14 protein-coding genes are annotated in these 14,295 nt (G+C 49.6%); all 14 read left to right on the forward strand.

Annotation, left to right across the window (positions count from 1 at the left end; genetic code table 11):
• Nucleotides 1–50 precede the first annotated feature (50 nt).
• The gene (gene pilM / locus ACX9GV_RS19195) at nt 51–893 is read left to right on the forward strand and encodes a type IV pilus biogenesis protein PilM (protein ID WP_473198076.1); all 843 of its coding nucleotides are present in this window, start codon (nt 51–53) and stop codon (nt 891–893) included.
• Nucleotides 893–1,429 (forward strand): PilN domain-containing protein, encoded by a 537-nt coding sequence (locus tag ACX9GV_RS19200; RefSeq protein WP_473196573.1) that lies wholly within the window; start codon nt 893–895, stop codon nt 1,427–1,429. The genes pilM and ACX9GV_RS19200 overlap by 1 nt, the downstream gene beginning before the upstream one ends.
• Complete coding sequence (locus ACX9GV_RS19205) at nt 1,422–2,336, forward strand: hypothetical protein (RefSeq protein WP_473196574.1); 915 nt, start codon at nt 1,422–1,424, stop codon at nt 2,334–2,336. The genes ACX9GV_RS19200 and ACX9GV_RS19205 overlap by 8 nt, the downstream gene beginning before the upstream one ends.
• Nucleotides 2,337–2,346: 10 nt before the next feature.
• Nucleotides 2,347–3,594, forward strand: coding sequence for a DNA uptake porin HofQ (hofQ, locus tag ACX9GV_RS19210; protein WP_023489044.1), 1,248 nt, complete (start codon nt 2,347–2,349; stop codon nt 3,592–3,594).
• Between the two features lie 639 nt (nt 3,595–4,233).
• Nucleotides 4,234–4,755, forward strand: a complete 522-nt coding sequence (gene aroK / locus ACX9GV_RS19215; RefSeq protein WP_023489045.1) for a shikimate kinase AroK — start codon at nt 4,234–4,236, stop codon at nt 4,753–4,755.
• A gap of 291 nt (nt 4,756–5,046) precedes the next feature.
• Entirely contained in the window at nt 5,047–6,159 is a 1,113-nt protein-coding gene (gene aroB, locus ACX9GV_RS19220) for a 3-dehydroquinate synthase (protein WP_473196575.1), read from the forward strand.
• A 258-nt stretch (nt 6,160–6,417) separates the two neighbouring features.
• Nucleotides 6,418–7,389 carry an SPOR domain-containing protein gene (locus tag ACX9GV_RS19225; RefSeq protein ID WP_473196576.1) on the forward strand — a complete coding sequence of 324 codons (972 nt, stop codon included), beginning with the start codon at nt 6,418–6,420 and terminating at the stop codon, nt 7,387–7,389.
• Nucleotides 7,390–7,472: 83 nt separating this feature from the next.
• Complete coding sequence (dam, locus tag ACX9GV_RS19230; RefSeq protein ID WP_023489048.1) at nt 7,473–8,285, forward strand: adenine-specific DNA-methyltransferase; 813 nt, start codon at nt 7,473–7,475, stop codon at nt 8,283–8,285.
• Nucleotides 8,286–8,320: 35 nt separating this feature from the next.
• Nucleotides 8,321–8,998: a ribulose-phosphate 3-epimerase gene (gene rpe, locus ACX9GV_RS19235; RefSeq protein ID WP_473196577.1), complete on the forward strand. Its 678-nt coding sequence runs from the start codon at nt 8,321–8,323 to the stop codon at nt 8,996–8,998.
• Complete coding sequence (locus ACX9GV_RS19240; protein ID WP_473196578.1) at nt 8,991–9,689, forward strand: phosphoglycolate phosphatase; 699 nt, start codon at nt 8,991–8,993, stop codon at nt 9,687–9,689. The genes rpe and ACX9GV_RS19240 overlap by 8 nt, the downstream gene beginning before the upstream one ends.
• A 2-nt stretch (nt 9,690–9,691) precedes the next feature.
• Entirely contained in the window at nt 9,692–10,696 is a 1,005-nt protein-coding gene (gene trpS / locus ACX9GV_RS19245) for a tryptophan--tRNA ligase (protein ID WP_473196579.1), read from the forward strand.
• A gap of 387 nt (nt 10,697–11,083) precedes the next feature.
• Nucleotides 11,084–11,653, forward strand: a complete 570-nt coding sequence (ppiA, locus tag ACX9GV_RS19250; RefSeq protein WP_023489052.1) for a peptidylprolyl isomerase A — start codon at nt 11,084–11,086, stop codon at nt 11,651–11,653.
• A gap of 220 nt (nt 11,654–11,873) precedes the next feature.
• Nucleotides 11,874–13,559 carry a LytS/YhcK type 5TM receptor domain-containing protein gene (locus ACX9GV_RS19255; RefSeq protein ID WP_473196580.1) on the forward strand — a complete coding sequence of 562 codons (1,686 nt, stop codon included), beginning with the start codon at nt 11,874–11,876 and terminating at the stop codon, nt 13,557–13,559.
• A complete protein-coding gene (gene btsR, locus ACX9GV_RS19260) occupies nt 13,559–14,293 on the forward strand; it encodes a two-component system response regulator BtsR (protein ID WP_023489054.1) in 735 nt (244 codons plus the stop codon). Before ACX9GV_RS19255 ends, btsR begins: the two co-directional genes overlap by 1 nt.
• Nucleotides 14,294–14,295: the final 2 nt, after the last annotated feature.

A 14,295-nucleotide genomic window follows, 5' to 3' on the forward strand; every position in this document is an offset into this window, starting at 1 on the left:
AACATGGATATGTTCTTTTGTTATCTAACGATACGGAGGTGGCTGAAAATATGTTTTCGCAAGGGTGGCAAGTGGGGCTGGATATACAAGGTCACAGTATCAGAGCATTGGCAGCACAACGCCGCCGTAACGGCTGGCAACTGCGGCACTGGTGGCAACAACGGCTTCCACAGCCGATATTGCGAGAGAGCCAGATAGAAACTTCTGACCTGTTGGTGTCCTGGCTGAAGCAGTGGCGTATTCGTTTACCAAGACATATTTCGTTACGTATTGCCTTACCTGCTCAGCGGGTTTTACAGCAAACCTTACCACTACCGGATAACCGTCTACGAGAGCCGATACGTCATGATTATATTATCAGCCAGGGGATGAAACAGTTTCCGTTAGCCAGCCAGACGTTGGCGGTAGATTATCGTCAGGCACAACCCAACACCCATCAATTGCTGCTTACAGCGGCGCGTCAGCAAGAGCTTGAACAGTGGTTGCGCTGCTTGCAACTGGCTGACTTACAACCGCAGGTTATCGATATCGCTCCCAGTGTTTTGTCACAGATGGCTGAGTTTGCTGGCCTGGACCCGCAAGCGGGTCTGTTGCACCGCTTGGAACAGGAGTGGCTGTGGGTGGCACCGCGGACGGTACCTTTTGCCTACGGCACGCTTTCTTGTCAGGAAGCCCAGAGTGCCAGGCAGGCACTGGCGATGATACACCGGGAGTGCCCGGTATTAGAGGCTAAAGAGGTGTATTACAGCACGGTACTGGATGAGCCCTTACCGGAAGCGGTGATGCCCTGGTCACCCTTTACGGCATTCAGCCAGTTGCATCCACCGTTACCTACGTTACCTTCGGCATTTGTGCTGGCGGGCGGTTTGGCCCTTCGCCATGAGGATAATTGATGTATCAAGTTAATCTTTTACCCTGGCGGAGCCATCGGTTGCGGCAACGTTATCGCTTCTGGTTATCTTGTTTCTGCCTGCAACTGCTGGTGATACTGGTTTTGCTTGCCTTGATATACGGGGCACTCAGTTATCAACAATTGCAGCAACATCGTGTTCTGCAAGAAAAGGCACAGCAATATGCCAACCTTGAGGGGCAGATCCAGCAAAAGCAACAAATCATCGCCGAATTGGCACGTCTGGCGGCAGTGCAAGAGCGTCATCAGCAGAACGAGGCCCATAATCGCCGCTATCTTTTATTGCTACAGCAACTCTCGCGAACGTTACCCGAAGCGTTATGGCTCACTGAACTTGAAGATAATGCAAAAGGGATTTCGTTGCATGGGCAGGGTGGGCATTATGCCGCCATAGCCTTGCTTGAACAGCGTTTATCAGCCTTGCCTTGGTTGCGGAGTAGTCATTTGACTGACGTGATACAGGGTAAAGATGGGGTATTGGCTTTCATCCTGACAGCATTTTGGCGGCAAGATGAATAACCCGATACCAGATTGGCTGATACCTTGGTTAAATCGACCTGGTTGGCAGATATTGAGCCTGCAATGGTCGGGGTTGGCTGGCCTGGTGCTGTTAACCTGCATAGGGCTGCTGGCTGACCAGTGGCAACGGTATCAACAGCTAGATCAACAGCGGCAACAGCTTGAATTACAGATTGCGGAGCATCAGAAACAATGGGATCGGTTACCCGCGCTGGAAGAACTTGAACTGCGTTTGCAGCAGGCTGCGGAACAACCTGATCCGCAAAAAGAGAGAGATATTGCTGGTTTACTCCAGCAAGTGGGTGGGGAGCTGTTGCGCTGGCAGCAACAAGATAAGCCACCACAGCAAAAGGTGACTGTACAGGTGAAATTTGACGGTTTGCTGCATTTTTTGGCGGGAATATCGTCAACTCAGCGGATTGGGCAGATCAGGATCGAGCGGCAACCCACAGGGTTGATGACCCAATTGACGTTACTTGTCTCTGATGGGGCGGGTGATAACTCTCCACAGAGTGATGCTAATTGCCAGGATTCTGGCTGCGTCAGCTCACCTGAATCACTGATTTTTGCCAATTCATCGGGGTTTGCTCCGTTGCCTTCCGTCTTGAGCACAGATGAACGTGATCCTTTCCAACCCCCTCAGGCTGTTCCCTGCATCCGCCCAATCACTTCCCCAGAAAACTGGCAACTGAAAGGCAGTATTGGCACCGAGGATTTGCGTTACGGCTGGGTGGTGACCCCGCAGGGGCAATGGTTAGGCCTGTTACCCCAGCAACGCTTACTGGATGGGTATTGGCAAGTGGCGCAGGTTCATCCCCGTAAAGTTGAATTGGCTATGCCAGAAATAGACAGCGCCTGTTCTCCGCAGGTGGGTAACCTGGTACTGGCATTAGAGGAAAAACGCTAAGGAACGAGTTATGAAGGGATACAACGGGTTGTTAGCCTTGTTACTGGTACTGCCGATGATGGTGTCAGGGGCGGTGCAGAAAGAAAAACCGGTGTCGCTGGTGTTTCACGATACGCCAATTAGCTTGATTTTACAGGCGCTGGCGGAATATCAGCATTTGAATCTCGTGGTGGGTGAAGGCGTTAAAGGTAACTTAACGTTGCGGTTGGAGGAGGTGCCTTGGCAACAGGCACTGGCGGTCGTGTTGCGCATGGGGCATTTGGCGATGTCTATTGAGGGGAATGTGATGATGATTCTCCCCGAGCCCGATGAACAGGAGCAGCAGCGCCGGCAGCAGCTTTTGACTCAACAGTTACCGCTGCAAAATTTGACCCTAGCACTGCACAATGCTGAAGCGAGTGACATCGCTCTCAGTCTGGACAACGCCCGCAGCAAGCTATTGACTGAGCGTGGTAGTGTGATCGTCGATAAACGCACTAATTCGTTGTTGTTGCGAGATACCGCAAGCGCACTTGCTCAAATAAAATCCTGGGTGAGGGAGATGGATGCCCCTTTGCAGCAAGTACAACTGTCGGCGTATATCGTCACTATTAGCAGCGAAAACCTGCGTGAGCTTGGTGTGCGCTGGGGGTTGGCTGCAGAAGAACGGCCTGCGAAAGCCATGCGCATAGATAATTTCAATGTGAGCTTGCCAGTAGAAAATAGCGTGGTGACGGCGGGCTTTCACTTGGCACGTATCAGTGGGCGTATTCTGGATCTGGAGTTATCCGCGCTGGAACAAGAGAATGAGGTCGAGATTATTGCCAGTCCACGTCTGCTCACCGCCCATCAGCAAACTGCCAGTATCAAACAGGGTACGGAGATCCCATACGAAGTGTCGAGCGGTGCCAGTGGTGCGACATCCATAGAGTTCAAGGAAGCGGTACTGGGTATGGAGGTAACGCCCAAAATCCTGCCCAATGGCCGAATCACCCTGACATTGCAGATTAGTCAGAATGTGCCAGGGCGTTCGATAAAACAGGGGGCAGGAGAGGCACTCGCCATTGATAAGCAGGAAATTAAAACTCAGGTGACCGTGAAAAATGGTGAAACCATTGTGTTGGGGGGGATATTCCAACGGCAGAACACCCAAGGTGTTGATAAAGTACCCGGTGTGGGGGATGTCCCTCTATTGGGTGCGTTGTTCAAACAGCAAATCAAACAGCATAAAAGACGTGAGTTGGTCATTTTCATCACACCTACGTTGATCAAGCTTTAGGTGGTTTCCTTTAATTAGCCCTAGTGCCATTGTATAGGTCACGGTGGTGACACTGGTCATCTATCTTTCTACTTTACGATGGGGGTTGTTTATTTTTGGGGAAGGTTAATCCACTTTTTTAGATGATCCCGAGTCAGTAATCGAGTAGCCGCTGATTTCAATAGAGATTGTTTAGCATCTGACCGACTGAACAACCTTCAAAGTGGACGGATAAATGCACTTTTTTATCACCTTGTAGGCATCTGGGTTTGACGCTGCCGCCGATTTAGCTTACAAGGGTTACCGAATTGAGTACCGAGTTTTTTATTAATGCTATACCTGCCGTCTTTCAGGCTGCTATGTTGTTGGCTTCACGTACTTATCCTGGTGATTTGCTTTAGTAAGTTCCCAGCGGTGGCTACGTTTGCTCTCTGGCTGCAACTTGAAACCCATAAGGTATAAGACGCCGTTAAAAACCTATGGTTTCCCTCCCGCGGCGTGGATAGCGATTTATTCGGTTGCCAAACTACCAGGAGTGTTGAGATAATTTTCCACCTGATCTCGCATTATCGCTCATGAGGTTTCAGTTTAGGTCCCGTTGCTGATTTGATTGGCGGGGCGGGTTATCATTAACGAATTGTCTTAGTAATATCGAAAAACATGGCAGAGAAACGCAATATCTTTCTGGTTGGGCCTATGGGTGCCGGCAAAAGCACTATTGGTCGTCAGTTAGCTCAGCAACTCAATATGGAGTTTTTCGACTCTGATCAAGAAATAGAGCGACGTACCGGTGCCGATGTGGGCTGGGTGTTCGACGTGGAAGGGGAAGAGGGATTCCGTGATCGTGAAGAAAAAGTCATTAATGAACTGACGGAAAAACAAGGGATTGTGCTGGCTACTGGTGGGGGCTCGGTTAAGTCGCGTGAAACGCGTAACCGCTTGTCGGCGCGTGGTGTAGTGGTCTATTTGGAAACCACCATTGAAAAGCAGTTGGCTCGGACCCAACGCGACAAAAAGCGCCCATTATTACAGGTTGACACCCCTCCACGTGAAGTCTTGGAGGAGTTGGCTAAAGAGCGCAATCCGTTGTATGAAGAAATTGCAGATGTCACCATCCGCACTGACGACCAAAGCGCTAAAGTAGTGGCTAACCAGATAATCAATATGCTGGAAAGTAATTGATATACTGATCATACTTTGAATTGTATGATTATTGACAGTGTCTGTTGGCGCTTGTCATTTCGTTTATCTATGCGCCTGGGAAATGATGAACTTTCACCCTGCGGATTAGCGCAAGCGGCGATTCAAATCGGTTGCTAACAGATTTGTTTCGGCCTTGTCGGTAATAGGCAACGCGAATTGTTCAAGATATCGTGATTTTCGTATTGGCCGCAGGTTGCTGGTTAAGGCGAGGATTCTTTTAGTGTTCCCCGCCTGGGCGAGGATCAATTACACCGAGAACTGAACTCGAATATGGAGAGAGTGATCGTAACGCTTGGGGAGCGTAGCTACCCGATTACCATTGCTACCGGATTGTTTAACGATCCGGTTTCTTTTATGCCGTTGAAGGCTGGTGAGCAGGTTATGCTGGTCACTAACCAGACTCTGGCACTGCTGTATCTGGAGCGTATCCGTAAGACGCTTGAGCAGGGGGGCATCGTGGTGGATCAGGTGATACTGCCTGATGGTGAACAGTATAAATCCCTCGCCACTCTGGAACAGGTTTTTTCGGCACTGCTGGAAAAGTCCCATGGGCGTGATACCACGCTGGTGGCTTTGGGTGGCGGCGTGATTGGTGATCTGACTGGCTTCGCCGCTGCCTGCTATCAACGTGGTGTCCGTTTTATCCAGGTTCCAACCACATTACTCTCGCAGGTGGACTCCTCCGTTGGCGGTAAAACAGCCGTCAATCATCCGCTCGGTAAAAACATGATTGGCGCGTTTTACCAACCGGCCTCGGTCGTGGTGGATCTTGATTGCTTATATACTTTACCGCCAAGAGAGCTCTCCTCTGGCCTGGCAGAAGTGATCAAATACGGCATTATTCTTGACCGTAATTTCTTTATTTGGCTGGAAAATAATATTGATAATCTGATGGCGCTTGATAGGAGTGCATTGGCTTATTGTATCCGGCGTTGTTGTGAACTGAAGGCCCAAGTGGTCGCTGCCGATGAGCGAGAGAGTGGTTCACGGGCGTTGCTTAATCTGGGACATACCTACGGTCATGCCATTGAAGCGGAAATGGGCTATGGGGTATGGCTGCACGGTGAAGCGGTGGCGGCAGGTATGGTGATGGCAGCGCAAACCGCTCGTCGTTTGGGGCAATTTTCTAGTGATGACATCGACCGGATTAAAGGGCTGTTATCACGTGCCGGTTTGCCGGTTTGCGGTCCGCAAGAGATGGCTCCTGAAGCTTATTTGCCACATATGATGCGTGACAAGAAAGTCTTGGGCGGGGTGCTGCGTTTAGTATTACCAACGGCAATGGGTCAAGCGGAAGTGCGTGGTGGTGTCCCCCATGACGTAGTATTGGCGTCAATAGCCGATTGTCTGCCCCCCTCACTGCAATCAGAGAGTCACGCTTAAGCTTGAAATATGAGGGGAATACTCGTCATACTTTGATGGGGATGTGGTGTTGGCTGTCCGCATTTATTTTAGCTTGGCGCTTAAGGCTATTGGTGGTGCTGAGTGTTTGTCAGCCGCCGACGCCGTAGCAGTTTGATTGACAACGGGTGTTTAATGAGCAAGGTGAGGTAGATATCCCCTTGCCGTCATTGGGTTAATAGTCTCGAACCATACCGTATCTTGGGTGGTGAGCTTTTGCCTCTAGTTGGAGGGTTTCAGATGGAAGAGTTTAAAGCGGAAGACGATCTCAGGCCTGATGCCAGTGACCGCCGCCCTTTGCGAACACGACGCCCAGCGACTGCGCCGCGCTTTGCTATTTCACGTCAACATATGATGATTGGTATTGGTATTGTGGTGCTTTTACTGCTGATAGCTATGATTGGCTCAGCCATGAAGTCACCAACCAAACCAGAAACAGCACAATCAGGGGGGGCTCGAGACATCAATTTGTCAGGGACCTCATCGTTGACGACGAACAACAGCGGTGTTGCTGGAGGGACAACCGATTCCCATGATAACAATGGTGTTGGTCAAACTCAGCCGCAGACTATCAACATTCCTCCTATATCCAGTACGCCAACCGAAGCACCACCACTACCAGCGCCTGGTGGGGCTCAGCAGCGCGTTGATTTGCCAGGTGATATGTCCACCGCGCTGTCATCACAACAGGGCCAGGTGGATGCGGCAGTTCAAGATATCAATACACCCGTTGCAGGTTTGCCAACGGCGCCGGCAACAGTGATGAGTGGTTCGACTCCACGTGAAACAGCGCGGACTAAACCGCTGACAACGGCGAAGCCAGAAACGTCAACCACCAAACCAGGAACAGCGGCGAAACCTGCGGCAAACGCTACCACCGTGTATATCCCTCCGGCAGTCAGTAACAAGAGTGCGGTGAGCAGTGGTAGTACGGGGTCGCTTAAGAGTGCTCCAGGTAGCCATTACACGCTGCAATTGAGCGGGGCTTCGCGTTCTGACACATTGAATGCCTTTGCCAAGCAACAGAATCTACAACATTTTACGGTGTATGAAACTAAACGTGATGGTAAGCCGTGGTATGTGCTGGTGGCGGGTAACTATGCTTCTTCAGAAGAGGCGAAACGTGCAATTGCTACTTTACCGGCGGAGGTTCAGGCCAAGAAGCCTTGGGCTCGACCCGTCAGTCAAGTACAGCAAGAGCTAAAAAAATAAACTATTAACTTTGTGCGCTGATGTGCTGTTTGAAACAAGGTACAATCCGCCGCTCTGAATTGTATAAGTAGCTAACTGACGGCATGAAGAAAAACCGCGCTTTTTTAAAATGGGCTGGTGGAAAATACCCTCTGATTGATGAGATCCGTCGCCATCTGCCAGAGGGCGACTGCCTAATCGAACCCTTTGTGGGCGCGGGTTCAGTCTTCCTGAATACCGAGTATGACCGCTATATCCTTGCTGATATTAATAGCGATCTCATCAATTTGTATAATATCGTTAAATCGCGCACGGATGATTTCGTGCGCGATTCCCGCGCTCTTTTTACTAGCGAATTCAATCATTCGGAGCAGTTTTACCTGCTGCGTGCTGAGTTCAATGCCAGTACTGACGCTTATCGGCGTGCTTTACTCTTCCTGTATCTGAATCGTCACTGTTACAACGGCTTATGCCGCTTCAATTTACGTGGCGAGTTCAATGTTCCGTTTGGTCGGTACAAAAAACCTTATTTCCCGGAACAAGAGTTGTATTGGTTTGCTGAAAAATCGCGTAATGCGACGTTTGTCTGTGAGCACTACCGAGATACTATGCTAAAAGCAACGCCGGGTGCGGTGATCTATTGCGATCCGCCTTATACCCCGTTGTCAGTGACGGCAAATTTTACTGCTTATCATACCAACAGCTTCAGTCTTGCCGACCAGCAAGGGTTAGCTCAAATTGCACGCCAACTCTCAGTGAAAAATCAGGTGCCTGTCTTGATTTCAAATCATGATACTGAATTGACTCGTGACTGGTATCAGCATGCTGTGCTGCACGTGGTAGAGGCACCCCGCACTATTAGCCGGAATATTCTTGGCCGCAGTAAAGTGAACGAACTTCTGGCACTGTTTAAATAAGCTGAATAACTCAGCCCCCATATTTGGAGATGAGGATGAAAAAATTTTTGATTGCCCCGTCCATTCTGTCAGCAGATTTCGCCCGATTGGGTGAAGATACGGCTAATGTGTTGGCGGCTGGTGCAGATGTGGTGCACTTTGATGTTATGGATAATCACTATGTGCCAAATTTGACGATTGGCCCGATGGTGTGCGAAGCGTTGCGTAATTATGGCATTACGGCACCGATTGATGTTCACCTGATGGTGAAACCGGTTGATCGTATTGTACCGGACTTTGCCAAGGCGGGGGCAACCTACATCTCTTTTCATCCTGAAGCTTCTGAACACGTTGACCGTACCATTCAATTAATCAAAGAGAACGGTTGTAAGGCGGGCTTGGTATTTAACCCGGCTACACCGTTAAGCTATCTTGATTATGTGATGGATAAAATTGATGTGATCCTGCTGATGTCAGTCAACCCAGGCTTTGGTGGTCAATCATTTATTCACGGTACATTGGATAAATTGCGCCAGGTACGTCGGCTTATCGATGAAAGTGGTCGTGATATTCGCCTGGAAGTCGATGGGGGTGTCAAAGTCGATAATATCGCCGAGATAGCTGCCGCAGGGGCAGATATGTTCGTCGCGGGTTCTGCCATCTTCGGTCAGCCAGATTACCGCATGGTGATCGATAAAATGCGCAGTGAGTTAGCGAAGGTAAGCCATGGCTGATTTTTCTGCTATTCGGGGGGTGGCCTTCGATCTTGATGGCACCCTGGTTGATAGTGCGCCTGGCTTGGCTGCTGCGATAGATCTGGCGTTAACCGCCATGGGGTTGCCAGTGGCAGGAGAGGCGCTGGTCAGTACCTGGATTGGCAATGGTGCTGATGTGTTGGTGCAACGTGCCCTACGATGGGCTGGCGTAGAGCCGACGGCAGCACAGTGCCAGCAAATGCGTCAACACTTTGATCATTTCTACGCTCAAACCGTGGAGAGCGGTAGCCGTCTGTTCCCACAAGTGAAACAAACATTAAGCTGTTTGGCTGAACAGGGTTACCCGCTGGCGTTGGTGACTAATAAACCGACGCCCTTTGTCGCACCGTTATTAGCATCACTGGGTATTAGCAACTTTTTCTCGTTGATTATCGGCGGTGATGATGTGGTGGTGAAGAAACCACATCCTGCCCCTTTGTATATGGTGTTTGGCAAACTCGGCCTGCGAGCCCGTGAGGTATTGTTTGTCGGCGATTCGCGTAACGATATTCAGGCCGCTCAGGCGGCGGGTTGCCTAAGTGTTGGCCTGATTTACGGTTATAACTATGGTGAAGCGATCGCATTGAGCAAGCCAGACCGCGTGTTGGAACATTTTGCCGATTTATTGCCCGTTCTTGGGCTGTCATCTTTCGCAGATCAGGAAATTTAACTATGAGTAAGCCTATCGTATTCAGTGGCGCACAGCCATCCGGTGAACTGACTATTGGCAACTATATGGGGGCGTTGCGTCAGTGGGTGCAGATGCAGGACGAGTTTGACTGCATTTACTGTATCGTTGATCTGCATGCCATCACGGTGCGTCAGGATGCGCAACAGTTGCGTAAAGCGACACTGGATACCCTGGCGTTGTACTTGGCCTGTGGTATCGATCCAGAGAAAAGCACTATTTTCGTGCAGTCTCATGTGCCGGAACATACACAACTAAGCTGGGTGCTCAACTGTTACACTTATTTTGGTGAACTGAACCGCATGACCCAGTTTAAAGATAAGTCTACGCGCTATGCGGAAAACATTAATGCCGGCCTGTTCAGCTACCCGGTATTGATGGCGGCAGACATTCTGCTGTATCAGACTAATCAAGTGCCAGTAGGAGAGGATCAAAAACAACATCTGGAATTGAGTCGTGATGTTGGTCAGCGTTTCAATGCACTGTATGGCGATATTTTCAAGGTTCCTGAGCCGTTTATTCCAAAATCCGGTGCACGTGTGATGTCGCTGCAGGAGCCGACTAAGAAAATGTCCAAGTCCGATGATAATCGCAACAACGTGATTGGTTTGTTGGAAGACCCGAAGGCGGTGACCAAAAAAATCAAACGTGCGATGACGGATTCACAAGACCCACCGGTTATCCGCTATGACGTGGCGAACAAGGCAGGTGTTTCCAACTTGTTGGATATTCTGTCTGGCGTGACGGGTAAAAGCATCGCCCAATTGGAAACGGAGTTCGAAGGCCAGATGTATGGCCACTTGAAAGGGGCTGTTGCTGAAGCTGTTTCCGACATGTTGAGTGGCCTGCAAGAGCGTTATCACCGTTACCGTAACGATGAAGTATTCCTGCAGCAGGTGATGCGTGACGGAGCGGCGAAAGCCCGGGCTCGGGCACAGGAAACGTTGGCGAAAGTGTATCAAGCTGTGGGTTTTGTTCCCCATCCTTGAGTTGTGTACTTTATAGCTGTTGTCATGCAAGCTGCTGGCTTATTGCGGTAGCTTGCATGGGCGTCGAGGTGCAAGGCGGGCTGATATCAACTGATCTATTTAGCTGGATATCTACAGACCACCGAGCAACCCGCCTGGTAGAGGCTGAAGTGGTAAGTCTGGCGGTTTTTCCGGCCTATTGTCATAAAAAGTAAAAGTGATAAATAGTGTCGTGAGCGACTTGGCAAAAAGAGGGATGGGGACCATACTGTCGGCAGCGAAATTCAGCCTAATTAAGAAATGTCTAATTGTTGAGTAAATATAAGTAAATGGCTGGCGCTGTCGGGTGTGGCTGTTTAAAATCAGAGCGATTTTCCGTTGTTTGTCTCTTAGAGAAAGGACCCGTTCATGTTCAAACGTACTTTAGTGACCTTCGTTGCACTGTGTTCCTTGTCAGCGATGATCCCTGCTGCCTTGGCTGCTGCGGGACCTCACATCATGCTGACTACCACCGCAGGGAATATCGAGTTAGAGCTCGATAGTAAGAAGGCCCCCATCTCTACCAAGAACTTTGTTGACTACGTGAACAGTGGTTATTACAACAATACGATATTTCATCGTGTGATCCCCGGCTTTATGGTGCAAGGTGGTGGTTTTACTGCCGATATGCAGCAAAAAACCACCAATGCTTCGATCAAAAATGAGGCTGATAATGGTCTGCGTAACTTGCGCGGCACCATTTCCATGGCGCGTACCGCGGATCAAGACAGCGCGACCAGTCAGTTTTTCCTGAATGTGGCAGACAATGCTTTTCTGGACCATGGCCAACGTGATTTTGGTTATGCGGTGTTTGGTAAGGTGGTGAAAGGGATGGAAGTGGTAGACAAAATCTCCCAGGTACCAACCAGTAATGTTGGCCCTTATCAGAATGTACCTAGTAAACCGATTGTTATCCTGTCAGCGAAAGTGCTGCCATAACTCAAGTGTGGCCGGTTCCCATCAGGAGCCGGTCTGTTTTCCCTCACGAAGCTTTGTTGGCATCACGGTTTTTTTCAATGCCGCATGATTTAATATACCTCTGTAGATACCCTGACTTATTCAAGTGGCTGGTGCGCGACGATAGCCAACACCTAGGCGACTTGAGTTGCAGATAACTGGCTTCTTTTGTTTGCCTCCGTTGTTCCGATGAGCTGCTGCCATGTTCGAATTTAACCAGATCTTGCTGCTACTACAGCAGATGTGCGTCTATCTTGTCATTGCCTATTTACTGAGCAAGACGCGACTCTTTATTCCATTGACGCAGGTGACTATTCGTCTGCCGCACAAACTGTTGTGTTACGTTATTTTCTCTGTGTTCTGCATTATGGGTACCTATTTTGGTCTGCATATTCAGGACTCAATTGCTAATACCCGTGCTATTGGTGCCGTCTTGGGTGGGTTACTGGGGGGCCCTTCTGTTGGCTTTCTGGTCGGTCTGACCGGCGGTTTACACCGGTATACGCTAGGGGGAATGACGGATGTCGCTTGTGCTATATCCACAATAGCAGAAGGATTGGTCGGTGGAGTGGTGCATATTATTGCCATGCGGCGAGGGCGGATTGACCTGCTGTTTAATCCTTTGTTTGTCGCGGGGGTCGCATTAACGGCAGAAGTGTTACAAATGGCCATTATTCTGCTGGTCGCACGCCCTTTCCCGGAAGCGCTACTGTTGGTGGAACATATCGCCTTACCGATGATGATTGCCAACACCGTAGGTGCTGCCATGTTTATTCAGATTTTGCTGGATAGACGGGCAATGTTCGAGAAATATACCAGTGCATTTTCCTCCAAGGCACTGAAAATTGCTGAACGTACTGAAGGTATTCTGCGTCAGGGATTTGATCAAGAAAACAGTATGAAGGTAGCGCGGGTGATTTACCAGGAGCTGGGTATCGGCGCTGTAGCCATCACCGATCGTGATAAGTTGTTGGCCTTTATCGGCATGGGCGCCGATCATCACCTGCCGGGTACCCCTATCTCTTCCGTTCATTCTCAGCGTGCCATTGATAATAACGAAGTGGTTTACGCCGATGGCAATGAACTCTCTTTCTGCTGTTCAATTAACTCCAACTGTAAATTAGGTTCAACCTTGGTGATCCCTATGCGGGGTGAGAATCAGCGAGTGATTGGGACTATCAAGCTCTATGAGCCCAAAACCAAACTATTCAGTACCATTAATCGTACCCTTGGCGAAGGGATCGCCAGCTTGCTGTCGGCGCAAATCATGGCCGGACAATATGAGCGTCATAAACAGCTATTGGCACAGTCAGAGATCAAACTGCTGCATGCCCAAGTTAACCCACATTTCCTGTTTAATGCCTTGAATACCCTGGTGGCGGTGATTCGCCGTGATGGTGAGAAGGCTTGTGAATTGGTTCAGTATCTCTCCACTTTTTTTCGCAAAAATCTGAAGCGCTCAGATGATGAAGTCACATTGGCTGATGAAATTGAACACGTGAACGCTTATCTGCAGATTGAAAAGGCCCGTTTTGCTGAACGGTTGGAGATCAAAGTTTCATTGCCTGAAGAGTTATTGGCGGCGAAGTTGCCGGCTTTCTCACTGCAGCCGATTGTAGAAAATGCGATTAAGCATGGGACATCACATCTGTTGGGGGTAGGGCGTATTGATATCGGTGCCCGGCATGAGGAGGAACACTTGCTGTTGCAGGTGACGGATAATGCGGGATTGTTCGGTAAACCCACCGCAGGTAGCGGACTGGGAATGAATCTGGTCGATCGGCGTATCCGTGTCCGTTATGGCGAGGGTTACGGTATACAGGTTTCTTGTGAGCCTGAAATGTTTACCTGTATTACCCTGCATGTGCCATTGGCGAGGGTGGCCTGATGTTGCGAGTATTGATTGTTGATGATGAGCCCTCTGCGCGTGATAACCTGCGTCATCTATTGGAAGCGGAAGAGGGGGTCACCGTTATTGGTGAGTGTGCCAATGCGATTGAAGCGATTAGCCAAATCCACCGTTTACAACCGGATGTGGTATTTCTCGATATCCAAATGCCTCGAATCAGCGGTTTGGAAATGGTGGGTATGCTCGACCCCAATCGTATGCCCTATATCGTGTTTTTGACGGCTTATGATGAATATGCACTGCGGGCCTTTGAAGAGCATGCGTTCGATTACTTACTGAAACCTGCTGAGCCTCAACGGTTGAATAAAACACTGCAGCGTTTACATCAACGCCGTGCTCCGCAGGATATTGAAGCGCTGGAAGAGAGCGCCGGTTATCTGAAATACATTCCCTGTACCGGCCACAGCCGGATTTATTTGTTGCGCTTCGACGAGGTAATTGCCATTCGCTCCCGCTCAACGGGGGTGTATGTGGTGCGTAATGATGGTATGGAGTGCTTCACTGAACTGACATTGCGCACCTTGGAAAATCGCACGCCGTTGGTACGTTGCCATCGGCAATATCTGGTCAATCTTGAGCAGGTTAAAGAGATCCGTTTTGAAGAGAGTGGCGCGGCAGAAATGATTATGTCGGTGGGGGAACCCATACCCGTTAGCCGTCGTTATCTGAAATCGCTGAAAGAAGAGTTGGGTATCGTTTCTAAATTGAGATAACT

The organism is Serratia sp. 25CWL12, from assembly GCF_055790885.1.